The 25,046-nt window shown below is 67.9% G+C and carries 22 protein-coding genes; 8 read left to right on the forward strand and 14 right to left on the reverse strand.

The window, feature by feature from the left end; translation table 11 throughout:
- The first annotated feature begins 77 nt into the window (after positions 1–77).
- The gene (locus NV2_RS00205) at positions 78–539 is read left to right on the forward strand and encodes a hypothetical protein (RefSeq protein WP_067868996.1); all 462 of its coding nucleotides are present in this window, start codon (positions 78–80) and stop codon (positions 537–539) included.
- Positions 540–701: 162 nt separating this feature from the next.
- A complete protein-coding gene (gene trpD / locus NV2_RS00210) occupies positions 702–1,754 on the forward strand; it encodes an anthranilate phosphoribosyltransferase (protein WP_067867405.1) in 1,053 nt (350 codons plus the stop codon).
- A gap of 51 nt (positions 1,755–1,805) precedes the next feature.
- On the opposite strand, the gene NV2_RS00215 is transcribed toward trpD, so the two are convergent.
- The 6 genes from NV2_RS00215 to cysD form a co-directional block, all read right to left on the reverse strand.
- Positions 1,806–2,258 carry a MaoC family dehydratase gene (locus tag NV2_RS00215; RefSeq protein ID WP_067867408.1) on the reverse strand — a complete coding sequence of 151 codons (453 nt, stop codon included), beginning with the start codon at positions 2,256–2,258 and terminating at the stop codon, positions 1,806–1,808.
- A gap of 228 nt (positions 2,259–2,486) precedes the next feature.
- Complete coding sequence (locus NV2_RS00220; protein ID WP_067867411.1) at positions 2,487–3,623, reverse strand: sulfotransferase family protein; 1,137 nt, start codon at positions 3,621–3,623, stop codon at positions 2,487–2,489.
- Between the two features lie 34 nt (positions 3,624–3,657).
- Positions 3,658–4,449, reverse strand: coding sequence for an SDR family oxidoreductase (locus NV2_RS00225; protein ID WP_067867414.1), 792 nt, complete (start codon positions 4,447–4,449; stop codon positions 3,658–3,660).
- On the reverse strand, positions 4,446–5,678 hold the full coding sequence (locus NV2_RS00230; RefSeq protein WP_067867417.1) for a hypothetical protein: 1,233 nt from the start codon (positions 5,676–5,678) through the stop codon (positions 4,446–4,448). The genes NV2_RS00225 and NV2_RS00230 overlap by 4 nt, the downstream gene beginning before the upstream one ends.
- Before the next feature lie 48 nt (positions 5,679–5,726).
- A complete protein-coding gene (cysC, locus tag NV2_RS00235; RefSeq protein WP_067867419.1) occupies positions 5,727–7,601 on the reverse strand; it encodes an adenylyl-sulfate kinase in 1,875 nt (624 codons plus the stop codon).
- A complete protein-coding gene (gene cysD, locus NV2_RS00240; protein WP_067867424.1) occupies positions 7,601–8,506 on the reverse strand; it encodes a sulfate adenylyltransferase subunit CysD in 906 nt (301 codons plus the stop codon). The genes cysC and cysD overlap by 1 nt, the downstream gene beginning before the upstream one ends.
- 274 nt (positions 8,507–8,780) lie before the next feature.
- Here cysD and NV2_RS00245 point away from each other — a divergent pair, with 274 nt between their 5' ends.
- Entirely contained in the window at positions 8,781–9,659 is an 879-nt protein-coding gene (locus tag NV2_RS00245; RefSeq protein ID WP_067867427.1) for an IclR family transcriptional regulator, read from the forward strand.
- Between the two features lie 198 nt (positions 9,660–9,857).
- Here NV2_RS00245 and NV2_RS00250 read toward each other — a convergent pair whose 3' ends face one another.
- Positions 9,858–10,625, reverse strand: a complete 768-nt coding sequence (locus NV2_RS00250; RefSeq protein ID WP_067867430.1) for an SDR family oxidoreductase — start codon at positions 10,623–10,625, stop codon at positions 9,858–9,860.
- A gap of 147 nt (positions 10,626–10,772) precedes the next feature.
- Here NV2_RS00250 and NV2_RS00255 point away from each other — a divergent pair, with 147 nt between their 5' ends.
- Positions 10,773–12,071 carry an FAD-binding oxidoreductase gene (locus NV2_RS00255; protein WP_067867433.1) on the forward strand — a complete coding sequence of 433 codons (1,299 nt, stop codon included), beginning with the start codon at positions 10,773–10,775 and terminating at the stop codon, positions 12,069–12,071.
- Positions 12,072–12,145: 74 nt separating this feature from the next.
- On the opposite strand, the gene NV2_RS00260 is transcribed toward NV2_RS00255, so the two are convergent.
- Positions 12,146–12,562, reverse strand: a complete 417-nt coding sequence (locus NV2_RS00260; RefSeq protein ID WP_067867436.1) for a cytochrome c oxidase subunit 4 — start codon at positions 12,560–12,562, stop codon at positions 12,146–12,148.
- Between the two features lie 13 nt (positions 12,563–12,575).
- Entirely contained in the window at positions 12,576–13,559 is a 984-nt protein-coding gene (ctaC, locus tag NV2_RS00265; RefSeq protein WP_084473796.1) for an aa3-type cytochrome oxidase subunit II, read from the reverse strand.
- A 381-nt stretch (positions 13,560–13,940) separates the two neighbouring features.
- On the opposite strand from ctaC, the gene asnB reads away from it, so the two are divergent.
- From asnB to NV2_RS00280, 3 genes are all read left to right on the forward strand, one after another.
- Complete coding sequence (asnB, locus tag NV2_RS00270) at positions 13,941–15,866, forward strand: asparagine synthase (glutamine-hydrolyzing) (protein ID WP_067867438.1); 1,926 nt, start codon at positions 13,941–13,943, stop codon at positions 15,864–15,866.
- A gap of 115 nt (positions 15,867–15,981) precedes the next feature.
- The gene (locus NV2_RS00275) at positions 15,982–16,353 is read left to right on the forward strand and encodes a hypothetical protein (protein ID WP_157102685.1); all 372 of its coding nucleotides are present in this window, start codon (positions 15,982–15,984) and stop codon (positions 16,351–16,353) included.
- 50 nt (positions 16,354–16,403) lie between these two features.
- On the forward strand, positions 16,404–16,673 hold the full coding sequence (locus tag NV2_RS00280) for a DUF2277 domain-containing protein (protein ID WP_067867444.1): 270 nt from the start codon (positions 16,404–16,406) through the stop codon (positions 16,671–16,673).
- A 204-nt stretch (positions 16,674–16,877) separates the two neighbouring features.
- Here the strand turns inward: NV2_RS00280 and NV2_RS00285 are convergent, their stop codons facing one another.
- From NV2_RS00285 to NV2_RS00305, 5 genes are all read right to left on the reverse strand, one after another.
- The gene (locus NV2_RS00285) at positions 16,878–18,905 is read right to left on the reverse strand and encodes a hypothetical protein (RefSeq protein WP_067867447.1); all 2,028 of its coding nucleotides are present in this window, start codon (positions 18,903–18,905) and stop codon (positions 16,878–16,880) included.
- Positions 18,906–18,940: 35 nt separating this feature from the next.
- Positions 18,941–20,188 (reverse strand): ATP-grasp domain-containing protein, encoded by a 1,248-nt coding sequence (locus tag NV2_RS00290; RefSeq protein ID WP_210748931.1) that lies wholly within the window; start codon positions 20,186–20,188, stop codon positions 18,941–18,943.
- 278 nt (positions 20,189–20,466) lie between these two features.
- A complete protein-coding gene (locus NV2_RS00295; RefSeq protein WP_067867450.1) occupies positions 20,467–21,207 on the reverse strand; it encodes an adenosylcobinamide-GDP ribazoletransferase in 741 nt (246 codons plus the stop codon).
- Positions 21,208–21,322: 115 nt separating this feature from the next.
- Entirely contained in the window at positions 21,323–23,320 is a 1,998-nt protein-coding gene (gene cobT / locus NV2_RS00300; RefSeq protein ID WP_084473738.1) for a nicotinate-nucleotide--dimethylbenzimidazole phosphoribosyltransferase, read from the reverse strand.
- A gap of 331 nt (positions 23,321–23,651) precedes the next feature.
- Positions 23,652–24,320: a DUF3043 domain-containing protein gene (locus tag NV2_RS00305; protein WP_067869007.1), complete on the reverse strand. Its 669-nt coding sequence runs from the start codon at positions 24,318–24,320 to the stop codon at positions 23,652–23,654.
- 314 nt (positions 24,321–24,634) lie between these two features.
- On the opposite strand from NV2_RS00305, the gene NV2_RS00310 reads away from it, so the two are divergent.
- On the forward strand, positions 24,635–24,985 hold the full coding sequence (locus tag NV2_RS00310; RefSeq protein ID WP_067869009.1) for a HesB/IscA family protein: 351 nt from the start codon (positions 24,635–24,637) through the stop codon (positions 24,983–24,985).
- Positions 24,986–25,046 lie beyond the last annotated feature (61 nt).

Consider the following 25,046-nt stretch of genomic DNA (forward strand, 5'->3'; position numbering starts at 1 on the left):
CGCAGGTCGAGCGCGGATAATGCAGGAATTCACGGGTGTGCGACAGTGTGGTCGCAGGCGGAGGAAAGCGGGTGGACATGGGAATTCGTTCGGTGTTGCGGCGTTTGACGGGCGGCGGTCCGGCGCCGGAATTGGATCCGGCGCGAGCAGATCTGGTGGTGGTCGTCTCCAGTTTCGACGACGCGCAGGCTGCGTCGAGCGCGCTCGCGCAGGCGGTGGGCTGGCGGCCCACCGAGCAGGCGCTGCTGCGTCATCATCTCCGCATTCCGGCGCCGGCCCGCGGGCCCGTGGTGGAGATCGCCGAACAGGACGGTTACGCCCCGTCCGATCCTGCCGCGGCGGCCGGATCCGACGGTCCGGACGGCGAGCATCCGCTCATCGATCTGGTGCTGCAGCGGGTGCAGGTGCTCGACGCCCTGCACTGTTCGCAGGAACGCTCCCGGATGGCGGGACTCGCTCAGCGCCACGACGGCTCCGTTCTCGGATGGGATGCGCTGCAGCCGCCGCGGGAACCAGGACACGACGCCGGGCAGGGCTGACGGGCACCCGTGTTTCGGGTGAATCCGGCCGGAAGGTAACGAACGAGCGTCCGGCGATTAGGCTGCTAGCCGTGCGGCGGCGGTCCCGGATCGCGGCCGCACGGCCACCTCGCATCCGGGCCTTCGAGCATCGGATGCGCCGATCGTGAAACAGGAGATGTGATGAGCGCGCGCAGCTGGCCCGAGATTCTCGGTGCCCTGACCGACGGGGTCGATCTGACCGCGGAGGAGGCGGCGTGGGCGATCGACGAGATCTTCTCCGATAACGCCACTCAGGCTCAGATCGCCGCGTTCGGGGTGGCGCTCAAGATGAAGGGCCCGACCGCGCTCGAACTGTCCGGCCTGGCCGACGGCATGCTGAGCCATGCCCGGCGGATCTCGCTGGATACCGACGCGGTCGACATCGTCGGCACCGGCGGCGATCGCTCCGGCACGGTGAACATCTCCACCATGTCCTCGATCGTGGTCTCGGCGGCGGGCATTCCCGTCGTCAAGCACGGCAATCGCGCGGCGTCGTCGAAGAGCGGCGGCGCCGATGTGCTCGAGGCGCTGGGCGTGCGGATCGCGCTGAGCCCGGAGGCGGTGGCGCAGTGTGTACGTGAGGTCGGGATCGGGTTCTGTTTCGCACCGCTGTTCCATCCGGCGCTGCGGTTCGCGGGGCCGGCGCGCAAGGAGATCGGCATTCCGACGGTCTTCAATGTGCTCGGCCCGCTCACCAATCCGGCTCAGCCGGGCGCCGGCCTGATCGGCTGCGCCTTCCCCGAGCTGGTACCGGTGATCGCGGGTGCCTTCGCCGAACGTGGCACCAACACCCTGGTCGTACGCGGGAACGACGGTCTCGACGAGATCACCACCGCCGCCACCACCACGGCCTGGGTGGTCACGGGCGGGCAGATGCGCGACACCGTGATCGATCCGGAGCGCTTGGACATCGCACTGGTGGAACCGGCCGCCCTGCGTGGCGGTGACGCGACCGTGAATGCCGCTGTCGCGCGCGAGATGTTCGCGGGAGCACCCGGCGCGGTCCGGGACGCGGTGCTGCTGAACTCGGCGGCGGCCGTGGTGGCCGCCGAACTCACGCCCGCCGTCGCCGGCACCGATATCCACGATCTGCTGCGCCCCGCACTGGCGCGGGTCGCGGCCGCGGTCGACACCGGTGCCGCCGCACAATTGCTCGACCGCTGGGTGAAGGTGAGCAACGAACTCGGCGACTGAGCGACGGGGTGCGTTGTCGGGCATGTAGCTCCGACAACGCTCGCTGCGTACCTATCGCAGGTAGCGCACGATGCTCTCGGCCACGCACGCCGGCTTGTCGGCACCCTCGAGTTCCATGACCACCGACCGCACCGCCTGAATCCCGTCAGGGATATCGGTGACGGCATCGAGGTGCACGCGGGCGCGGATCCGCCCGCCCACGGGTACCGGGGTGATGAAGCGGACCTTGTTGAGTCCGTAGTTGATGCCCATCCGGATCCCACCCACCGAGGTCGCCTCGTTGGCCAGCGGCACCAGCAGCGACAAGGTCAGGAACCCGTGCGCGATGGTGTGTCCGTACGGCCCCTGGGCGGCCTTGTCGGCGTCGACGTGGATCCATTGGTGGTCACCGGTCGCGTCGGCGAACAGGTCGATGCGCTCCTGCTCGATCGTCATCCAGTCACTGACACCCAGTTCGGTGCCCACTGCGGCGGCGAGAGCGTCCAGGTCGGCGAAGTCGGTCATGCGGAATCCCTTCGAGCGTTGCGGCAACCCGTGTAAACCCTTGTACCGTGCCACATGCCGTGTTCGCCCGCGCATGCCATGCAACCCGGGACGGCGGCCTGCACACATCGAGGACGCACGCCGACGGAGGCCCCGGCGCACACCGAAGAGCCCCCGGCACAGTTGTGCCGGGGGCCGTCTCGAGGAGTCGACCGAGCCGTGCCGCCGATCGGGTACCGGTCGTACCGGTCAGATATCGGCGAATTCGGCCCGGACCTGATCCTCGGTCAGGCCGTAATCGGCCAGTGCGTACCGATGCACCGGCTTGCGGTCACCGGATTTGCTCTCCTCGTCCAGTGCCGTCATGGCGGCGCGGCCGTCCTCGGTGTAGTCGAGACCGAAGGCCGAGTAGATCTTCTCGACCGTGCCGAACGGGTCGGCCCGCAGCTCCTCGAACTGGATGTCGAGGAACTGTGCCGGGTTGTACCGGGCCCGGGCGGCGGTGAATTCGCGCAGCCCGCGCGACCACAGTTCGAGCTGGGTGCTGCCGATGGTCGAGCCGGTGAAGGTGTTCGACCAGCCCTTGGTGGTCTGTTCGGACAGGCTGCACGAGGACGCCATGATGGTCACCGGGTCGCGGTGGGTCTGGATGATCAGCGCGTCCGGATACACCTCCATCAGCGCGTCCAGGGCGAACAGGTGGCTGGGGTTCTTCAGGACCCACCGGCGGTTGTCACCGAGACCGATCAGCTGCAGATTGCGCTTGTGCCGGTCGTAGGCGTCGTCCCAGTCCTGGCCGCGCAGCCACTGCGAATACGTCGGCAGATACGCCAGCGATTCGTAGGAGATGGATTTGACGGTCTGGCGCAGCAACTGCCAGCACTCCTCCACCTCGGAGGCGCTCATGTAGTGCAGCCCCATGTATTCGGGGTTCTCGACCCGATGCCGGGCGAATCCGGCATCGATGTGCTGGAAGACGGGGTTGTCGGCCCAGGTTTCGCGCGGCGGCCGTGGCTGCGGCATCTCGGCCAGCCACATCTCCAGCGCCTGATGCTGCGGATCGGAGGCCAGCAGCCGGTGCAGCGCGGTGGTTCCGGTGCGGGGCAGCCCGGTCACGAAGATCGGCCGGGTGATCGGGGTGTCGGTGTAGCCGGGATTGCTCTGCCACGCCGCCTCGCTCAATGCCCGCGCGACGAGCGCGCCGCGCAGGAAGTAGCGATTCATCTTGGAGCCGAGCTCGGTGAGGTCGGCGTCGCGCTGATACGACTCGAGCAGCACTCCGAGTGCTTCCCGGTAGTCCCCGGCTCCGAACTCGGTGAGCCCACACGTTCTGGTGGCCGAGGCGTGCAGGTCCTCGACGGTCCCGACATTCGTACGTTCGGTCATAAACACATGCCCTTCGAAAAGATCTCCACCGGTGTCACCAGTGGTATTCGCCGCAGTTCACGTCGATGGTGTGTCCGGTGATGGCACTGGACCAGTCGGAGGCGAGAAAGACTGCGGCCTTCGCGATTTCGTCCGGCTCGGGCAGGCGCTTCAGGTCGGTCTTCGAGGCCGTCTGCTCGTATACCTGTTCCCGGGTGATGTTGTACTTCTTGGCGACTTCACCGAAGTACCACTTCAGCTGGTCGGCCCAGATGTACCCCGGCGCCACACTGTTGACCCGGATTCCCTTGCCGCCCAGTTCGGTTGCCAGTGTCTGCGACATCGCCAGCAGCGCGGACTTGGCGACCTTGTAACTGCCGTACCGGGGTTCGGTGTGCCGCAGCACCGAGGAGTTGATCATCACGACCGATCCGCGGGTCTTCTCCAGTTCAGCGGTGAAGGCCTGGGTGGTGCGCAAGGTCCCGAGCACGGTCAGGTCGAGGCTGTCGCTGATCTGCTGGAAATCGGTGCGCTCCAGCGGTTTCATCGACGGCAGTGCGAACGCGTTGTTGATCAGCGCGTCCACGCGGCCGAAGGTGTCGACGGTCCGTTCCAGCAGCGTGTTCACCGCGGCGTCGTCGGTGATGTCGGTGGGGACTTCGAGTGTGGTCCCACCGGCGGCGTCGATTTCGGCGGCGACCTCGCGCAGCCGCGATTCGGTCCGCGCGGCCAGCACGACCTTCGCGCCGGCGGCTGCAGCCTGCACACACAGTGACCGGCCCAGTCCCGGGCCCACACCGCTGACGACCACGACCTTGCCGGCCAGCAGTCCCGTTCCCTCGCTCATCCGAGCATCCTTTCGGCAAAACCACGCTGGCGGTCCGCGATTCGCGCACGCCAGCCATCGGCATCGATTCGGTTGGTCTCGTGGTACGGCAGATGCTGCGCCACCTCGTCGATCGGCACCACGGCACAGGTGGGTCCGTCCTCGGGTGTCATCTCCCGCGCTACCCGTTGCCACCGGAACTGGACGATGCCGTACCGGCGACCGGTGGTCTCGATCCAGTTGGTGATACCCGGATTCCGCGCCGAGACGACCATACGAATGATGCCGTCCGGATCCACTTGGGCCTGTGTACTGTTGAGGCTGGTCTGGTGATTGGCGTAGTCGAGCGAGATGTACCACCGGCTGCCGAGCTGGAAGCCCTGATACGGCGCATCGGATTTCGGCACGGTGATCACCAGCGCCTGATCATCGGCGAGATCGAAGTGCCCGACCGACGAGTACTGCGTGCTGAGACCGCCGGGGGTGAGCCGCGGTTCGGTGAGGGTGTTCACCGGCAGATCCAGATAGAACCATTTGGGGAAGTTGAACCAGGTGTGAATGCGCTGCACCAGCATCCGTGCGGCGGCCCGGTAGCGCTTGCGCAGCTGCTCGACACCCGGCTCGGTGGGAGCGGTACCGATGGTGTCGACCCGTTCGATGCGGATGCGGCCCTTGGTCTCGGCGTTCCAGTCGCCGTAGACCTCGCGCACCGCGAGCATCGACGCATTCGCCCCGAGGACGAAATAGTTCGGCCCCGCATCGGCTTTCGGCGGTCCGAAGCGCAGTTGATAGCTGCCGTCGGCCTCGATGTGGATGCGCCGGTCGTCGAACGCGTCGTCACCGTTGGGCACATCGGTGGCGGTGTAATCGCCCGCGAGGACCTGGAAGCTCAGGTCCACGGTGTTGCCGCGCACGCCGGTGACGAGGTATTCCGCGCCCGGTTCCACATTCGCGTGGTAGTAGAGCGTATCCGGGTTGTCCAGGCCCATCTTGGCGTAGGGGCCGGTGGAACTCACGAAGTACGGGTGACTGGTCCCGTGGGCCCGGGAGAGCGTCAGACACGCGGAGATACTGCCCGACAGGTAGTCGTACCCTTCGGCGAGATCGTGCTCGTCGTGGATGAAATCCGCGGCCGCGACCAGTCTTTCGGCCTCGGCGATGGCGTCCCGGAAGGGTTCGGTGACCGTGGGGTCACCGCCGCCGGGCGGTACCGCCCCGGCCCCGGTATCGGTTGCTTCTGCTGATGACATGAACGTCCTAGAGTGTCGTACGGTCGGTCGTGCGGTTGACGATCTCGTTCACAGGCCGAGCTCGCGGCGGATCAGCGCGGCGATCTCACTGGGTGAGCCGAGATCCGGTGTGATCACCAGTTCGGCATGGTCGGGTCGTTCGTACGGGGAGTCGATGCCGGTGAAGTCGGGCAGCGCACCGGCGCGGGCCTTCGCGTAGAGACCCTTCGAGTCGCGATCCTCGCAGATGTCGAGCGGGGTGTCGACGAAGATCTCGTGGAAATCCAGTCCGGCCTCGGCGTGGACGGCACGAGCCTGGGCACGTTGCTGCGCGAACGGGCTGATCACCGACACGATCGCGACCGTACCCGCGTCGGCGAACAGCGACGCGACCTGGGCGACCCGGCGGATGTTCTCGCTACGATCGGCATCGGTGAAGCCGAGATCGGCGTTGAGGCCGTGTCGCAGATTGTCCCCGTCGAGCCGGTAGGCGGGCCGCCCTGCGGCGACAAGTTGCCGCTCCAGTTCCACCGCGATCGTGGACTTCCCGGACCCCGACAGTCCGGTGAGCCAGATCGTGCTGCCGGCATGCGGGCGTTCGCCGCGCCCCACCGACGAGCCGTGCCAGACGATGTTCTCGCGGGTCGTGTCCGGTGCGATCGGCACCTGGCCGTCCTCGGGCGCGGTGTCGCGCGCCAGGATCATGCCGGCAGCGACGGTCTGGTCGGTGTCCTCGTCGATCAGGATGAAGCTGCCGGTGCGGCGGTTCTCGCGGTAGCTGTCCACCAGCAACGGCCGCTGGCTGCGCAGCGAAACCCGGCCGATGGCGTTGAGCGCCAGGCTGTCGGCGTCGGTGACGCGATGCAAGGTGTTCACGTCGAGCCGGTAGTCGAGGCGTTCGGCGATCACCCGGGTGGTCTGGGTGGCGGTGCGGATCGTGTAGCGCGTGCCGGGCCTCAGTTCGGTGTTCTCGGAGAACCAGCACACCATCGCCTCGAGGTCGGTGAGCTGCTGCGGTCGGTTCCCCGGGCGCGCGAGCATATCGCCGCGCCCCACGTCGATCTCGTCGTCGAGCTCGACCGATACAGCCATCCCGGTGAAGGCCTCACTCACCTTGGTCCCGCCCGGCCCCCAGATCCGCTGCACCGTCGAGGTGCGGCCCGAGGGCAGCACCACCACGTCGTCACCGGGTTTGAAGATGCCGCCCGCGATGGTGCCGGCATAGCTGCGGTGATCGGGTTCGGTGTCGCGCGGGCGGATCACGTACTGCACCGGCAGCCGGGCGTCGATCAGGTTGCGGTCCGAAGCGATGTGCACCTGTTCCAGATGCCCCAGCAGCGGTCGCCCCGAATACCATGGGGTGTTGGCGGATTCGGTGACCACATTGTCGCCGTGCAGCGCCGAGACCGGCACGAAACTCAGATCGCCCACGGTCAGTTTGGCCGCGAAGTCGGCGAACTCGGTGCGGATCTCCTCGAACCGCTCGGCCGACCAGTCCACCAGATCCATCTTGTTCACGCACACCACCAGGTGCGGGACGTCGAGGAGCGAGGCCAGGAAGGCGTGCCGCCGGGTCTGCTCCACCACACCCTTGCGCGCATCGACCAGGATCAGAGCCAGGTCCGCGGTGGAGGCGCCGGTCACCATGTTGCGGGTGTACTGCACATGCCCGGGGGTGTCGGCGATGATGAATTTGCGGCGGGGGGTGGTGAAGTAGCGGTAGGCCACATCGATGGTGATGCCCTGTTCCCGCTCGGCACGCAAGCCGTCGGTCACCAGCGCCAGGTCGGCGCCGGTACCGCCACGCTGCGCGCTGGCCCGTTCGATGGCCTCGAGCTGATCGGAGAACAGATTCTTGGAGTCGTAGAGCAGACGGCCGATGAGCGTGGATTTGCCGTCGTCGACGCTGCCGGCGGTGGCCAGACGTAACAGGTTGCGGCTCATCAGAAGTAGCCCTCTCGCTTGCGATCTTCCATACCGGATTCGGAGATGCGGTCGTCGGCGCGGGTGGCACCGCGTTCGGTGAGCCGGGTGACCGCGGTTTCGGCGATCACTGCCGCCGGGTTGTCGGCCTCGCTCTCGACACAACCGGTGCAGTCGGCGTCGCCGAGGGTCCGGAAACGCACCCGCGCCTCGAGGATCGATTCGTCGGCCGCCGGAGTGAGGAACGGGTTGGTGGCCAGCAGCATGCCGTCCCGGCGGAACACCTCGCGACGGTGCGCGTAGTACAGCGAGGGAAGTTCCACGCCTTCACGGTCGATGTACTCCCAGATGTCGAGCTCGGTCCAGTTCGACAGCGGGAATACGCGAATATGCTGCCCCGAACGGTGATTGCCGTTGTACAGGTTCCACACCTCGGGCCGCTGCGCGCGAGGTTCCCAGGAGCCGAATTCGTCGCGGAAGCTGAAGACCCGCTCCTTGGCGCGCGCCTTCTCCTCGTCGCGGCGTGCACCGCCGAAGACCGCGTCGAAGCGATTCTCGGAGATCCCGCGCAGCAGGGTGGCGGTCTGCAACCGGTTGCGACTCTCCCCCTGACGTTCGGTGGTCCGTCCGGCGTCGATGTCGTCCTGCACCTTCGCCACCACCAGGCGCGCGCCGAGCCGGGCCACGGTGCGATCGCGGAATTCGATCACCTCGTCGAAGTTTCGCCCGGTATCGACGTGCATCAGCGCGAACGGCAGCGGGGCCGGCCAGAACGCCTTGCGGGCCAGCTCCAGCATCACCGCCGAATCCTTACCGCCGGAGAACAACAGCACCGGCCGTTCGAAGGTGGCCGCCACCTCCCGGAAGATGTGCACCGATTCGGCCTCGAGGGCCGACAGGTGCGACAGCTCGTATCCCGTCTGCATCACCTACGCCTGTCCGCGTCGTCGCCGGCACCGGAACCACACCGGTTGCGGTGTCGAATAGTCGACGCTAGTGTTCGATATTATGACAATGACGATAGGCTGCGGCCGATTCGCCGGTCAAGACCTCTCCCGCCGCGCGGTCCCGGTGAGTGGGCAGACCCGTCCACTCGAACGACCGGCGCGTGTCCTCCGGTAACGGTCCACCGATGGCGGCACACCGGGAGTGAGCTGCCAGAATCCAAGGGATGACACCCGATTTCAGAGAGAGCGAGCTATGACGGAGACGTCCACCCCGGCACCGGTGAGCGCCGGCTCCCCTCCCACTCACCGGGTAGTCCGCGTGATCGAGTTGCTGGCACGCCGCTCGGCCGAACATCTGTCCCTGGCCCGAATCGTGCGTGAGACCGGCCTGTCACGAGCCACCGCCCACGCGGTGCTCACGCAGCTCACGTCCGATGGGTGGACGACCCGGGACGAGGACGGCAATTACAGCCTCGGCCTCGGACTGCTGGCCGTGGCGCGCCGGGCCGAAACCGCGTTCCCGTTGCGGCGCCTCGCCCATGAACCGATGCGGGCATTCGTGGCCGCCCAGGGCTTCCCCATCTTCCTCGCCGAGCGAGACAACAGCTCGATCATAATTACCGAAACCGCCGGCACCCCCTCGGTGCCGTGGATTCGCCAGGGCCGCAGGCTTCCGCTGGCGCCGCCGGTGGCGCGAGAATTCATCGCCTGGGCATCGGAGGGTGAGCGTGCGGAATGGATCGCGAACGCCGACCCGGCCCACCGCGATCGCCTCGGCGCCGTCCTCGCCGCGGTCCGCACCCGGGGCTACTCGGTGGAGCGACTCTCCGACGAATCCACCCCTGTTCTGGAAGCGCTTGCCGCCCTGCGCCATTCCCCCGTCACCGATCCGCTGCGCAACCGCCTGGGCAGCATGATCACCGATTTGATCACCATCGACTATCTGCCGGACGAACTGGGCGCCGACAACGCCGTGGTCACCGTCGCCGCCCCCATTTTCGCCGGCGACCGGGTCGTCGCCGCACTGGTCGCCTGCCCCGACGCCCACCTGTCCGCCGAACGTCTCACCGATCTCGGTGCCGCCACCACCGCCACCGCCCGCGCGATCACCACCGCCACGAACCACACCTGATCGGCGGCAATGTGGTGGTCAGCGTCTTCGCCGACCCCCGGTGCCGTCACCACCGCCCGCGCCGGCACGCGTTAACCGAGCTGCACGCCGAACGATCACGCGCGCGAGCCACCGGAGAACCGTGGGTCCGAGCGCTCGCGCCGCGCCGGGACCGGATCCCTCGGACCGCAGGGGCGCGGATGCCGCCTGGCCCGTCAACTATCCCCGCAAGCGGTATGCGGGCCCGGGGTCGGCGGCGAGATAGTCCGCCCAGGTGCGAGTGCCGTCCGGGTGGTCGGGACAGGTGTTGTCCCCCGCGCGAAAGCCGGCCGCGACCTTCCCCGGCAACGGTAACGAGACCACCCGGCGCGGGCCCTCGCGATACTGCTGCCAGGTCCGGATCATCTCCCGCAGGGTGAGCACCTCGGGACCGCCGAAGTCTGCTGCCCGCCCCTGCGGTTCCCCCTCGGCCAGCTCGGCGAGCCGGGCCGCGACATCGGTCGTGTCCACGGACTGGAAGCGGAAATCCAGCGGCAGCGGCGCGACCGGCAGCCGCCGCACCCCCGACAACACCGTGGCGACCAGATCGTGGAACTGAGTGGCACGCAGAATCGTATGCGGCACACCACTGTCGGTGATCAGCTGCTCGCAGGCCAGCTTGTTGCGGTAATACCGGAACGGGATGCGGTCGATCCCGACGATCGATACGTACAGCAGCTGCCGCACTCCCGGCGCGGCGGCGAGCAGCTGCCTGGTCTGCTCGGCATCCGGCGCACCGAACTTCCGGAAATCCGAGGCCGCGTGCACGATCACCTCCGCACCGTCTGCCGCGGCGGCCACCCCCTCCCCTGTACTCAGATCCCCCACGTGTGTCCCCGCCCCGGGCCGGCGCGACAGTACCCGCACCTCGTGCCCGCGCTGCGTCAGACCTGCCACCACCTGCCGGCCGAGCGTTCCCGTTCCACCGGTCACCAGCACTGTGCTCATAACCCCACTCAACCCCCGCAGCGGCCGTCACACAAGCGTGCCCTCGCCCACATCCTCGTCCCGTCCGGCGCCGGGCGGACCGCGCGCACCTGCACGCCGAATCTCAGGGGCAGACGTAGCGCCGCGACTGTGGTTAGCTCAGTGGCCATGAGTACGACGCTGGCTGATCTGCCGGAGGAATATCTACCCCTTGACACCGCGGATGTCGTTCGCACAGTGCGAGATTCACGACCACAACCGCTGATGGTACGTGGCGGCGATCACACTGCCGAATCCGATCACCCAGCCGAAATGCTCGACGAACCGAGCGCGCCCGATCGCCGCGTCGTCATGTCACTGCGCCGGATGAACCGGGTCCAGGCCGTGGATGCCGACGCCCGCCTGGTCCGCGTCCAGGCCGGTGCGCGGCTCTCCGATATCGATCGCACCCTGGCGGCACACGGCCTGGGGCTGCCCGTCGTCGGCGACCATCGCGAAATCACCGCCGGCGGGTTCGCCGCGGTCGGCGGGCTCAGCGCCGCCTCACACCGCTACGGCATGTTCAGCGACAACGTCGTCGCCGTCGAATACGTCGACCCCGACGGCAGATTCGGCACCTGCGGGCGCACCCATCATGCCGACCGGTTCCGCGCGATCCTCGGCGGTGGCGGGCGCACCGGCATCATCACCGCGCTCACCCTGCAGGCCATCGAGGTGGACAAGGACCACACCTGGCTCACCTCCGAAGCACACCGGTTCCTGGACTTCGACACCTTCGTCGAACAGTCGCACGCCGAGATCACCCGCCCCGGTGACGCCCTGCTGCAGGTCGGCCGTTGGGTCGACACCGCGCCGCTGCGGGTGTCGCGCCCCGTCGGCACCGGTCACGTCCAGCTGGGCACGGTCCGCTTCGGACAGTGGTCGAGCCTGCATCCCACCGCCGCCACCCCCTCGCTGCGGGCCCGCCGGGAACTGGGGTCACGAGCCCGGAAGTCGCTGGGCGCCATCGCCTCCGCCGCGGGCGGTCGTGCCGGCATGCCGGTGCGCAATGCGGCCGCCGGCGCACTGATGTTCTCGCCGAAGGTGCTCACCCTGCGCGATGCCGAATATCTCGCCGACACCGTGATCAGCTCGTCCGAGCGCGGCCCCGCCTACCGGGTGGCCGTCTTCGCGCCGTTGTCGAGTTACAGCACCGTCTTCCACCGGCTGCACGATCTGTTCGCCGACCACCGCGAGCGCAGCGGCGCCATCACCGTCATCTCCGCGATGACCTACGGGGTGCGGTCACCGGATCTGCACGCGGTGTCGGGTGAGGACCACGGCTTCATCACCTTCACCTGCCGGCTGCGCCCCACCGGCACCTATTCCGGCCGCTCCGGCGCCCCGGACCTGCTGCGCGACATCACCACTGGCATCGACGACATCTGCCGGTCCGAGCGCGCCCTGCGCTACGACACCGAGGACTGACCGCCGCCTCCGGCACACACGACAGCGCCCCGGTCGTATTCGACCGGGGCGCTGTAGGTTCGTGCGGTTCGGATTCAGTGCTTCTCGGCACCCACGTAGTACTCGAAGACCAGACCCGCGACCGTGGTCAGCACGCAGATCACGCCGACGGCGATCAGCCAGTACTGCCAGAACGCGAACCCGATCGCGGTGACCGCGGCGGAGCCGGCGAGCAGGATGGGCCAGAAGCTACCGGGCGAGAAGAAGCCCAGGTCGCCGGCGCCGTCCACGATCTCGGCCTCTTCGTAGTCCTCCGGGCGCAGATCCAGGCGGCGCGCCACGAAGCGGAAGTAGGTGCCGACGATCAGCGTCAGACCGGCGGTCAGCACGATCGCGGTGGTGCCTGCCCACTCGATGCCCGTGCGGGACTGGCCGGTGAAGAATCCGTAGATCACCGCCACGATGATGAAGAACACCGTGAGCAGTTCGAAGATGCGTGCTTCGACCTTCATGTCAGTTCAGTCCTTACTTGCTCTCGGCCTGGCTGGCTGAACGCGTGGTCCGACGGGTATCGAACGGATGCGTGGTGGTGGCGACCGGCGATTCGCCGATGCTCGCGAGCGCGTCGGCGTTGGTCGCGCCGCCCTTGCGGGCATCCATGTACTTCGCGAACTTCTCCGGAGTCACGGCCCGGACCTCGAAGTTCATCATCGAGTGGTAGGTACCGCACATCTCGGCGCAGCGGCCGACGAACGCACCCTCGTGGTCGATCTGCGAGATCTGGAAGGTGTTGTCGGAGTGGTTCTCCTCCGGGTTCGGCATCACGTCGCGCTTGAACAGGAACTCCGGCACCCAGAAGGAGTGGATGACGTCGGCGGCGGCCAGCTGGAACTCGATGGTCTTGCCGGTCGGCAGCACGAGCACCGGGATCTCGTTGGACGAGCCGATGGTCTCGACCTTGTCGTAGTGCAGGTAGGAGATGTCGTTGGCGGGCAGGCCGTGGATCGGTCCGGGCTGCGGGTGGCCGTCGGCCGTGCGCTCCTCGTACCGGTTCTTGATGTCCTCGTTCATCGACTGGCGGGTGTGGTCCACCCCGTCGTAGATCTCGCCGTTGGCGCCGACGACCGTCTGGTAGCCGAACTTCCAGTTCCACTGGAACGCGGTCACGTCGACGACCACGTCCGGATCGGGCGACTTCTCGTGCACGTAGTTCTGCACGACCACGGTGAAGTAGAACAGCACCGCGATGATGACGAACGGGATCGCGGTGTAGGTCAGCTCCAGCGGAACGTTGTAACCGGTCTGCCGCGGGAACTCCGGAGAGTTCTTCTTCTTGCGGTGGAAGGCCACGGTCCAGAAGGTCAGACCCCAGACCAGCACACCCATCGCCAGGGCGGCGACGACCGACCATGTCCACAGTTCCCGCATCCGGGTCGCCTGCGGGGTGATCCCCGTGGGCCAGCCGAACCGCAGCACGGGGTTGTCGATCGAGCAGCCCGAGACGAGCATCACGGTGATCCCGATGGACACCGCCAGCCCGGCCCGCCGAAGGATGCGGCCTCGCCGTCCTCGGGCGGGGCGTGCCCCTATCGCTTCGCTCGCCTTGTGCGCCACGCTCAACGCCTTCCTGGTCGTCCATCCGACACGGTGCTGTCCGGGACCCCGTACAGCACGTTTTCAGCACGTTCGGGAGCTTCTCGTCGACAGTGCAGAACGCACGGCCGACCACGAGAGTTCCCGAGTACTACGCAGCGTAGACCAAACCGGCTCCCGCGTTGTGCGCGGGTCGCTTTCGACACGCACCGGTCCCACCGGAACCTGCTCCGTGGGGCATACTCGGGAACTGGTTTCGAATGTTTGCTCCGATCTGGAAACGAGGTTCTCGACGCAGTGTGTGGACTGCTGGGATTTCTGACCGCCGATGTGGCCACCGACTCCGTTGTGCAGCAGGTGTACGACGCCTTGCAGTGTGGGCGCCATCGCGGCCCGGACGAGCGTGGGACCTGGCATGACGAACACATCATCCTGGGCTTCAACCGGTTGTCGATCATCGACATCGACCATTCGCATCAGCCGCTGCGGTGGGGACCGCCGGACAACCCGGAACGCTACGCCCTCGCATTCAACGGCGAGATCTACAACTACCTCGAGTTGCGCAGCCGGCTGAGCGAGGAATTCGGCGCGAGTTTCCGGACCGAGGGAGACGGCGAGTCCATCGTCGCGGCCTACCACCACTGGGGTACCGCAGCCTTCTCGATGCTGCGCGGCATGTTCGCCTTCGCGATCTGGGACACCGAGACCCGGGAGCTGGTGCTCGCACGCGATCCGTTCGGCATCAAACCGCTGTTCCTGGCCACCGGGCCGGGTGGCACCGCATACGCCAGCGAGAAGAAGAGCCTGCTGGAACTGCTGCCGGCGCTACAGGTGTCCGACGATCTCGACCCGCGCGCACTCGAGCACTACACCGTGCTGCAGTACGTCCCGGAGCCGGAAACGCTGCATGCGAACATCCGCCGCCTGGAATCGGGCTGCTACGCGACGCTGCGCCCGGGCGCCGAACCGGAGGTCTCGCGCTACTTCCGCCCGGATTTCCGGGTGCGTCCCTTCGCTGCCGGTACCGAGGAGGCCCGCTACCGCGAGATCGCGGAGGTCCTCGAGGATTCGGTGGCCAAGCATATGCGCGCGGACGTCACCGTCGGCGCATTCCTGTCCGGCGGTATCGACTCCACCGCCACCGCGGCGCTGGCGATCCGGCACAACCCGAATCTGCTCACCTTCACCTCCGCCTTCGAGCGCGAGGGGTATTCGGAAGCCGATGTGGCTGCCGAGACCGCCGAAGCGATCGGCGCGAAGCACTTCATCCGCACGGTCTCCCCCGAGGAGTATGCCGCCGCGATTCCCGAGATCGTCTGGTATCTGGACGACCCGGTGGCCGATCCGGCCCTGGTGCCGCTGTATTTCGTGGCGCAGGAAGCTCGTAAGCACGTCAAGGTGGTGCTCTCCGGCGAAGGCGCCGACGAGCTCTTCGGCGGCTACACCATCTACCGCGAGCCGCTGTCGCTGAAGCCGTTCGAATATCTGCCGAAGGGGGTGCGGCGGCTGGCGGGCAAACTGTCGGACCGGATTCCCGACGGCACCCGCGGGAAGAGCCTGCTGCATCGTGGTTCATTGCCGCTCGAGCAGCGCTACTACGGCAACGCACGCAGTTTCAACGATGCCCAGTTGCGCTCGGTGCTGCGCGATTTCCGTCCGGAGTGGACCCATCAGGACGTGACCGCGCCGATCTACGCGCAGTCCCGCGGCCTGGACCCGGTGGCGCGGATGCAGCATCTGGACCTGTTCACCTGGTTGCGTGGCGACATCCTGGTCAAGGCCGACAAGATGACCATGGCGAATTCGCTGGAGCTGCGGGTGCCGTTCCTCGATCCCGAGGTGTTCGCCATCGCTCAGCGGATCCCCTATCAGCAGAAGATCACCCCCGAGACCACCAAGTACGCGCTGCGCCGGGCCCTGGAGACCATCGTCCCGCCGCATGTGCTGCACCGTCCGAAGCTGGGCTTCCCGGTGCCACTGCGGCACTGGCTGCGTGGTCCGGAGCTCTACGACTGGGCCGCCACCACGATCGCCGAGTCCCAGACCGACCACCTGCTGAACAAGGCCGCGGTCAAGGCGATGCTGGAGGCGCATCGCGCCGGCGACGGCGACCACAGCCGCCGGTTGTGGACGCTGCTGGTGTTCATGGTGTGGCACGGCATCTTCGTCGAGGAGCGGATCAAGCCGAATATCCAGGAGCCGAGCTACCCGGTGCGCCTTTGACGGCGGCCGATTTACGCCACTCTTGAACGTGCCGCTATATAACGGTACATTAAGCGGGTCAACCGAGGGCTCGGCCATGGACGGGTCCGCCCTGGACAACCCGTTAGGAATTGTCATGATCCGTAACGATGTGCGCTCGACCATCCGGCACCGGATATCGTCCGCGGCGATCACCCTGGCGATCGTGGTGACCCCGATCGCCGCGGCTGCCGCCCCCGCATTCGCCGAGCCGGCAGCACCGCCCGCCCGGTCCCAGGCCGCCACGACCGATCTCCAGGCCGTCCACGGCTGGGGGCACCACGGCGGTTGGGGGCAGCACAGCGGCTGGGGCTACGGCGGCGGCTGGAACAGCCCAGGCCTGGGCTACGGCGGCATGTATCCGGGGTGGTACAACCCGTGGATGGGCTACGGCTACCAGGGCATGTACAACCCCTGGATGGGCGGCGGCTACTCCGGGATGGGGATGTACAGCGGAAGTGCCTACTGACCACACGATCGCCCTGGGCGCAGCGCGGTCGGCGGCCTAGCCTCGTTGATATGTGCCGAAATATCACCGCGCTGCGCGGTCTGGACCCCGTGGCGACCCCCGAGGAGATCGAGGCCGCCGCCCTGCAGTACGTGCGCAAGGTCGGCGGGTTGTCGTCGGTGTCGGAGTCCAACCGGCCCGCCGTCGAGGAGGCGGTCGCCGAGATCGCGGCCGTCACCACACGCCTGCTGGCCGCGCTCCCCGACCGCAAGGTGCCACCCAAGTCCGTGCCGCCGCTGCGCCGCCCCGAAGTACAGGCCCGCATCGCCGCCCGCGGCTGAACTCGAGTTCCGCCCGACCGAGACACCCGGCGGCCGGTCCTCGCCGCCCGCGCCCATGGTCGGATTGCGCCGGCGGCCGGGCTACCCGCGCCGGTGGTCGGACTGTGGCCGCCGACCGAGCTGCGCGCATCCGCGAGTGTGATGCGGCTGTCGCGGAAGCGGGCCGCCGCTCACGGCTGAGAGCGGTGGCGACAGGCCAGCGGCTCAGGTCGCAGGACTCGGGCTGTGGTCTCCGGGAGGCGGCGCCGGGAGCTCCGGGAGGCGGTCGGCGCCCCAGCTGCGGTGCAGATAGCCGACGACCCGGTCGAGTTCGGCCCGGTCGACCGCGGCGAGTTCACCGCGCTCGAGGGGGTCGAAGTGGAAGATGTACAGCCGTGAGGCGAACTGTTCGAACGGCAGGGACGCCTCACCCGGGCGTTCACCCTGTCCGGCGGTGCCGACCACGACCCCGTCACCCCAGTCCTGCCCGCTGTCGTTGTTGGGGTTGTAGAAGTACACCCGCATGGTGTCGCTCGGGTCGAGGTTCACCCGCAGCATCGTGATCGCATGCCAGCCGACGAATCGGGCCGCGCTGTCGGTGACCGCGACCCCGGCCGGTTGCGGGTGGATCAACGGCTGGTTGTTGTTGTAGAAGGGGTGGTAGCTGGCGTAGAAGTGCCGCAGGAATTCCTCGACACCGGTCAGCTGCCCGCTGGCCACATCGACATTGATCCGGAAACCGCGTCCGGACCACCATCCGTGGAATTCCGGGTTCACCCAGCGGTGCGGGTCGCCCTCGCGCCCGGCACAGCGGCGGCCCATCTCCGCGTAGATCCGGTCCAGATGCGGAACCACCAGCAGCGACACCGGATCCAGATCCATCGGCAGTGCGGTCGCGATACCGGTGCCGACCTCTCGCGACGAGAGCGGCTGTCCCTCGAAATGCATGACGACCTCGTCGTCGCGGGCCGCACACGCCACGATCTGCAGCAGGTAGTCGGGATCGTTGTAGGACCACATCGACAATGCCCGTGCCGACTGGCAGGTGGGGTTGTCGCCCTGGCCCACGCCCAGCGGCAGTCCGAGAATCGACAGCACGCCCGACAGCAGTCGGGTCCCCGGGTCGACACCGGTGCCGAATACGTCGCTCAGCCGCTGCTGCGCCTCGGCCGACAGCCGCATACCCAGTTGCCGCCACAGCGCCGGCGCCACCGGTGGCTGATAGAGGATGCCGCGCTCGAGTAGCAGTGCGAGCCCGTACACGCTCTGCGCCGTGTCGACATGCACCGCGCGCTCGATCAGGGTGCGGACCAGTTCGTGATAGCAGAGCAGGCAGTCCCGGCCGGTGCTCGACAGCCCCAGGGCCTCCCCGATCAGATATTCGCCCTTGGTCAGCAGGAACCGCAGCAGATCCGCGTGGTACGGCGACACCAGACCGGTGTCGTGCATCGAGCGCGCGAAGCCGGTCGCCTCGTATTGCAACGCGCTGTCGTCCATGGATTCCAGGCGCTGCCGGTACACCTCGACGCCGGGATCTTCGCGGCAGGCGTCGGTGGTGGCGTACAGACTGCTGATCAGCCGGTCGGCCCCCAGACCGCTGGACCCGAGGTCGATATCGGGGTTGGCGCGCGCCACGGCGATCTGGGTGATCATCCGCTTCACCTGCTCGACCTGGATCGGCCGCTGCCGCAGGATCCGCCAGATCTCGTCGACCAGGTTCTCCAGCACCTTCTCGTAGCCGACCTCGGTCACCAGGTAGCTCATCAGGGCCCGAGACACCTGCGCCATCCGGCCCTGCTGTTCCCGCTCGGCCTCGGTGGGCGGGGTGAACAACATCGACAGATTGACCGCCAGCACCTGCGACAGATGCGCGAGTGCCTGGTCGGCAGTGACCGCCGGATGGGTGAACTCCTCCTTGGCCACCGCCAGCAGCCGCAGGTCGCTCACCGTCTCCAGCACGACGGTGTCGCCGTTGGCGCTGCGCAGTGAGCCCCCGCTCAAGGCGGGGATCAGGATCTGCGGATATGCCCAGTCGGTGCCGAGGAACAGTCCCGCCGACTCCAGCCGGTGCGACCGCTCCCGGACCGCGGCGCAGCCGCCGGGCAGCGTCAGCACCCGGCGCAACGCCGCGAGCACCCGCGCCAGCGTGACCTGCTTGCCGAATTCGCTGGTCGCGGCGAGGTTCTCGGTTGCCTCGTCGAGCGTGGCGAGCCGCCTGTCCAGGGTCGCGGCGTCGCTGCCGTGTGGGCTCACTCAGGTTCCTCCCTGCCCCATCCTGCCGAACGGGTTCACGTGTAGAAATCGAGCTCTTCCTGTCGCTTCAGCAGGTCCCGCAGACAGTACGGGTCCGCACCGAAGAAGTACAAGAGACCCCAGTGGTTTCCGAATGCGGTGCGCTTGGTGACCTTCTCGGCCAGCGGGGATCCGAGTTCGTGTGATTCGAAGTAGTCGTGATCCTCGGTCTCCTCCGGCAGCGACATACGGCTGACCACCCGGCGGCGCGGATAGACCCCGAACGAACCCGCATGCCCTTTGGCGCCGACCACTTCCTCCGGGAAGAAGTCCTGCAGTTCCTCGTCGGTGGTCTTCGGGTCGAATGCGAGCACCAGCGCGTGGTAGGCATTGAAACCGTATGCCCGTTCGAGGAGTTCGAAAACTTTGAAGCCCGGCGGCCGGTACGCCACCTCACCGAAGTACATCTCCCCGTCGCTGGTGACGAAGTACTCCGGATGCACGAAGCCGAATTCGATATCGAAGGTCTTGATCAGCTTTTCGACCTGGCGTGTGATCTCCGGCCGGAATTTCTCGAGTTCCGGTGTGGCAGGGACGAATACCGAATATCCGAGGGTGACATATTCGGAGATGTTGAGGAATTGGATCTTCCCGTTGTGGACCCACGCCTCGACCGCGAATTCCCAGCCGTCCAGGTGCGACTCCATCAACACCGGGAACTCGTCGTCGGGGATCGCGTCGATCTCGTCGGGTGTACGAATCACCCGATGCCCGAGGCAGCCGGCCTTGTCGAAGGCTTTCACATGGATGGGGTCGTTCGGGTCACCGTCCAGTTTCATCAGCGTCTGATTGACGCGTTTGAGGAACCGGATGACGTCGTCTCGTTCGTGGGCCTCCTCGAAGATGCCCACCCGGATGCCGCCCAGCTGGGCACGCCGCTTCATCAGGGACTTGTCCCGCAGCAGCATCGCCTGTCCGAGCAGTCGCGGATTGTCGAGCAGCACGGAGTTGATCGCCCCGGCCCATTCGACCGTCTCCTCGAAGATCGGGATCGCGACGTCGACCCCCAGCTCCCGTAGCGTCTCCGCGATTTCCATCGAGCGATCGTTGAGCCGCTCGAAGTTCCACGGCAGGTAGGGGATTCCGTGTTCGGTGCAATACTCCTGGGCCCACTCCGGAGCGACCACGATATAGCGTCGATCGAATCGGTCGATCGCCTCGACCGCGTTCAAACTCCACCCCAGCAGGGCGACATAGCCTTTGTCCGGGTTTCGAATCTTCGATTCTGTGACTGAAATCGACAAACTTCTCCCCTCTCGAACTCGTTGCACCGTTCGTCGATTTCGAGCCCACTGCTCCACGGTGAGTACATATTCGAGCCGCACATCGAGCGGGCTACGACGTCACCGCGCACACGCTCGGCATCTCCGACGGCCGGTAAAAACGGTGATCCGCTGCGTCACCGTCATTTATTACGGGTACCCTCACGCCTCGTTCCCAAACAGCGCGGCACCCTTTCCGCATTGTGGCACACTAATATTCGCAGGTCGAATCGTATTTGCGGCGCGAGTGTGTCGCCTGCTCAGGAGAGTGTCAACAGCGCCGCGGTGACGGCGACGGCCGTTTCCGATGCGGCCCCGAGCACGTCGCCGTTGAGACCACCGAAGCGTCGCACGCAATGCCGCACCAGCAGCGCCGCGCCGACCGCACCCACGACGATCGCCATCGGCCCCTGCCAATGCCGGTGGTCGGCGAAAACACTTGCGCCGAGGGCGATAACGTTCCACCCCGCGACAGTCCAGCCCGATTGGGTCCGTGCCACCAGCGTGCCGAATCCCGACCCCGGCGCGGGCGCGCACCCTCGGCACCCCGCCACCATCGCCACTCGCCCCGCAGCTACCGCGAGCCCGATCGCAAGCCACCGGCCCTGCTCGGCCAGTGCCGCGAACGCTGCCGCCTGGACGCCGATCGCGAAGATCAACGCCACCACACCGAACGGCCCCGCCCCACCGCTTTTCATGATCTCGCGGGCCCGTTCCGGCGGCCCGTAACTGCCCAGCCCGTCGGCCACGTCGGCCAGTCCGTCCAGATGCATTCCCCGGGTCGCCACTGCCAGCGCACCCACGCTCACCAGCGCGGCGAGCACGAAACCCATTCCGGCCCAGCACAACACCCACAGCAGCCCGGCGGCGACGGCCCCCAGCCCGACACCCACCAGCGGTGCCAGCGCGATGGCCCGTCCGGCAGCAGTCCGGTCCACACGCCGGCTCCCCCGCACCGGAAGCACCGTCAACCACGACACCGCCAACCAGACCGCGTTCACGACCTACCTCCGACTCCCCGGCAACGAGGCCCGGGCACCCGCGGTAGCACCGACGGTGGCAGCGGAGACACCGACGGCAGTGGGCCGCCGGTCCGAGACCGAGCGCCGCGGCAGGTCAGGACAGGACTTCCGTGGCAGCCGTGACGGATTCCGCCTCGGCGTTGCTCACACCCGCCTCACCGAAGGTCGCCATCTCCGACAGGGCGGCGATGGCGGATCGCAGCAGCGGGAGCGCGCTCACGGCGCCGGACCCCTCCCCCAGACGCATATCCAGCTCCACCAGCGGCTCCAGCCCGAGCCGGTCCAGGGCGCGGGAGTGTGCGGGCTCGGTGGAGCGGTGACCGGCCACCCACCAGCGGTGGGCGCCGGGCGCCAGCATGTCCGCGATCAGGGCAGCGGCGGTGACGGGGGCACCGTCCAGGATCACCGGGGTGCGGCGGGCGGCGGCCTGGGCGAGATATCCGGCGGTGGCGGCGAAATCCGCGCCGCCGGCGATCCGCAGCAGCGAGAACGGGTTCTGCCGGTGCGGACGGGCCCGCCACATCGCATCACGGATCGCCGAGGCCTTGCGCATCCAGCCCGCATCGTCGATGCCGCTCCCGCGCCCCACCGCGACGACCGGTTCGATATCGGTCAGGGTGGCGATGAGCACCGTTGCGGGCGTGGTGTTCCCGATCCCCATATCCCCGGCGATCAGCAGATCCGCACCGCTGTCGATTTCCTCGTCGGCGATCGCCCGGCCCGCGGCCAGCGCGGCGTGCAGTTCCTGCTCGGTGAGCGCGTCCTCGCGGTCGATCGACCCGTTGGCGCGGCGGATCTTGTACGCGGACACGGCGGGGTCGGTATCGGATTCCACGGCCAGATCGACGACCCGGACCGTCGCACCGCTCAGTCGTGCGAGGGCGTTCACCGCGGCGCCGCCGGCGAGGAAGTTCGCGACCATCTGCGCGGTCACCTCGCTCGGATAGGCCGACACCCCGTGCCGTGCGACCGCGTGATCGGCGGCGAACACCACCACCCGGGCCCGCTCGAACTGTTTCGGCGGGCACTGCCCCTGACAGGCCGCCACCCAGTTCCCGAGCGTCTCCAGCCGTCCCAGCGATCCGGCCGGTTTGGTCAGCAGTGCCTGCCGCCGTTCGGCGTCGGCGCGCACCATCGCATCCGGCGCGGCCACCGCCGCGAACACCGGTGTGCTGCCCCCGGTTTCGGCGACCCACGCGAACTGACCGGCGGCCGGCGCGGCGGCCCCAGTCGCTGCGTCGTCCGACGCTGCTGATCCATTCGCCTGTTCCGCAGCCGGGACGGCGACCTTCGGCGCCATCGAATCCGCGGCGTTCCCGGTCGCTGCGGCGCGCGAGACGGTAGCGGCCGCCTCGGATCCTGGTGCTGTGCCTGCCGCGTCGGCTGCGGCAGCGGAGGGAGTTGCGGCTACCCCGCCCGCATTCGTCACCGCGCCGGTGCCGGCTCCGGCGGCCGCGAGACCCGCGGCCGCAACCGCATCCGGTGCTCCGGTCGTCGCGGCGTAGGCGGCACCGGATGTCGCACCACCCGGTGTATCCACCGCGCCGGCGCTCTGCAGCACCACCGGTACTCCGGCGACCACCAGCACGACCTCGTCACAGATCGCGGCGAGGCGCTGATTGAGTGTGCCGATCTCGTCGCGGAGGAGCCTGCCGGAGGCGGTCGCCGGCACGACTCCGAGGCCGAGTTCGGGGCTGACGATCAGCAGCCGCCCGGTATATCCGGTCACGGCCGCGACCAGGGCGTCGGTATCGGGTGCGACGGTGCCGCGCGGCGCCTCCCAGGCCGCCCGCGCATCGATACGCGCGGTCAGCCAGGTGCCGAGATCGTCGATCAGGGTGACCGGCGCCGGATCGCCGAGCACCGTGACGGGATCTCCCTCGACCACCTGCCAGGTGCCGGGGCGGCGCACGCGATGGGCGGCGATGCGTTCGGCGAAGTCGGTATCGGCCGGGTCCGGGACCGCGGTCGCGACGTAGCGGACCGTCCCGGCCCGACCGGCGATCTGCTCGGCGTAAGCCGATTTACCCGAGCGCGCCCCACCGAGCACCAGCGTCCGCAGCCCTCGGCCGCCCGCAGCATCGTTCACCACGTCAGCACGGTACCAACTGTGCCCCGCCACGACCCCCGCGTACCCGCACGGCCGTAGCCGCAGCCGACCCGGCCACACCGCCGATCACGACCATGGGAACGACCTGCGGCCGAGCGATCCCCGCGGTATGTGGGCGCAACCGACGCTTCCCGCCGGTCGGCGCACGGACCACTGCCACGCGTGTGGATCGCCTGCGCCCGCCGTTCGTGAGCGTGGACGGGGAGAATCTGACGAGGCTCCGCGTCGAATAGGGAGGTTCCAGCGACAGGTGCCGACGCGACGTGGCCGATGCGACTCGGCAACTCACACCGCAACAGCCGCGCCGCGCAGCTCAGACCGCGTCGCCGGGCGATACCCGCGGCTTCGGGGCGCGCATGCGGCGGATCTGCGAGGCGCGCACGAACGCGTACCAGCCCAGCGACCAGCGGGAGGTGGTGTCGTCGGGGTAGCGCTCCTGCACCCGTTTGTTGATCATGCGGCCGATCACGAAGCCTTCGACCACCATGAACGCCATCATGATGATCATCGCGAGGGTGACATATGCCTGGACCTGCGGGGTGAGGAACATGGTCAGGATCAGCACCAGCGCCAGCGGCATGAACAGGCCGACCAGGTTGCGGCGGGCGTCGACCAGGTCGCGGACATAGGCGCGGACCGGACCGCGATCGCGTGGCAGCAGGAATTTGTCCTCACCGGCGAGCATCCTCGCCCGCCGGTCGGCGGCACTGGCCCGCCGTTCCGCCGCCGCGGCCTTGCGCTCCTCGCGGTTACCCCGGGTGGCCTTGCGGCGGGCCCGGGCCTCCTTGTTGGTCAGCGGCGCGGGTGCGACCGGGCCGCGGCGCTTGCCCTGGGCTTCCCGCCGGGACGGCGTCGGTCGCCCCTTGCCCGGCGTCGGCGTGGGCCGTTCCGGGACGGCGGCCGCGTCGCCACCGCTCACGGCCGAGGTGTCGTCGGCCTGGTCGTCGGTGGTGCTGGCATCGCCACGGCGGAGGAACTTCACGCCGACCAGGCTATTGGATGACACTTCGCCCTGGAAACAAGGTCCTCGACACCGGGTGTGTTATCGGTCATATCGCCCATATCGACCCTGGTCGCGACCGGCGCTTCCACCTCACCGACACGCCCTCGTACTGTGGTGATTCGCACGCCCGACCGCTGCCGCTCGAGGATTTCCGGGCCCACGGCGTCCGTGCCGCCCACATCAGTGGCAAGATTGGAATAGCCACCCGCGACGTGGCGTTGACAGCTACCGAGCCGTGCGCTGTTCACGGAAACAACGTTCACGGGTTGAACCAGGATCCGCGAGGAGACTTCATGACTGTGCAGAACGAGACCACCACCCACGGTGCGATCCTGACCGACGCCGCGGCGTCCAAGGCCAAGGCGCTGCTGGACCAGGAGGGCCGCGACGATCTGGCGCTGCGCATCGCGGTGCAGCCCGGCGGGTGTGCGGGTCTGCGATACCAGCTGTTCTTCGACGACCGCACGCTCGACGGTGACCTCGTCGTCGAATTCGGTGGCGTGAAGCTGGCCGTCGACCGGATGAGCGCCCCCTACATCCAGGGTGCGTCCATCGACTTCGTCGACACCATCGAGAAGCAGGGTTTCACCATCGACAACCCCAACGCCACCGGCTCCTGCGCCTGCGGCGACAGCTTCAACTGATATTCGGTCCACGGCGCGGAACCCTTACGGGGGTTCCGCGCCGTGTCGTCGACAGCGGCCT

Origin of the sequence: Nocardia vermiculata NBRC 100427 (assembly GCF_001613265.1) — a bacterium.
Lineage (GTDB): Bacteria > Actinomycetota > Actinomycetes > Mycobacteriales > Mycobacteriaceae > Nocardia > Nocardia vermiculata.

Coding starts and splice junctions, on each gene's coding strand:
- NV2_RS00245 (WP_067867427.1), top strand. CDS start 8,781: ATGACGGAGACGTCCACCCCGGCACCGGTGAGCGCCGGCTCCCCTCCC.
- NV2_RS00225 (WP_067867414.1), bottom strand. CDS start 4,449: ATGAGCGAGGGAACGGGACTGCTGGCCGGCAAGGTCGTGGTCGTCAGC.
- trpD (WP_067867405.1), top strand. CDS start 702: ATGAGCGCGCGCAGCTGGCCCGAGATTCTCGGTGCCCTGACCGACGGG.
- NV2_RS00215 (WP_067867408.1), bottom strand. CDS start 2,258: ATGACCGACTTCGCCGACCTGGACGCTCTCGCCGCCGCAGTGGGCACC.
- NV2_RS00280 (WP_067867444.1), top strand. CDS start 16,404: ATGTGCCGAAATATCACCGCGCTGCGCGGTCTGGACCCCGTGGCGACC.
- NV2_RS00220 (WP_067867411.1), bottom strand. CDS start 3,623: ATGACCGAACGTACGAATGTCGGGACCGTCGAGGACCTGCACGCCTCG.
- NV2_RS00310 (WP_067869009.1), top strand. CDS start 24,635: ATGACTGTGCAGAACGAGACCACCACCCACGGTGCGATCCTGACCGAC.
- ctaC (WP_084473796.1), bottom strand. CDS start 13,559: ATGCTCGTCTCGGGCTGCTCGATCGACAACCCCGTGCTGCGGTTCGGC.
- cysC (WP_067867419.1), bottom strand. CDS start 7,601: ATGAGCCGCAACCTGTTACGTCTGGCCACCGCCGGCAGCGTCGACGAC.
- NV2_RS00255 (WP_067867433.1), top strand. CDS start 10,773: ATGAGTACGACGCTGGCTGATCTGCCGGAGGAATATCTACCCCTTGAC.
- NV2_RS00205 (WP_067868996.1), top strand. CDS start 78: ATGGGAATTCGTTCGGTGTTGCGGCGTTTGACGGGCGGCGGTCCGGCG.
- NV2_RS00250 (WP_067867430.1), bottom strand. CDS start 10,625: ATGAGCACAGTGCTGGTGACCGGTGGAACGGGAACGCTCGGCCGGCAG.
- NV2_RS00230 (WP_067867417.1), bottom strand. CDS start 5,678: ATGTCATCAGCAGAAGCAACCGATACCGGGGCCGGGGCGGTACCGCCC.
- NV2_RS00260 (WP_067867436.1), bottom strand. CDS start 12,562: ATGAAGGTCGAAGCACGCATCTTCGAACTGCTCACGGTGTTCTTCATC.
- cysD (WP_067867424.1), bottom strand. CDS start 8,506: ATGCAGACGGGATACGAGCTGTCGCACCTGTCGGCCCTCGAGGCCGAA.
- NV2_RS00275 (WP_157102685.1), top strand. CDS start 15,982: ATGATCCGTAACGATGTGCGCTCGACCATCCGGCACCGGATATCGTCC.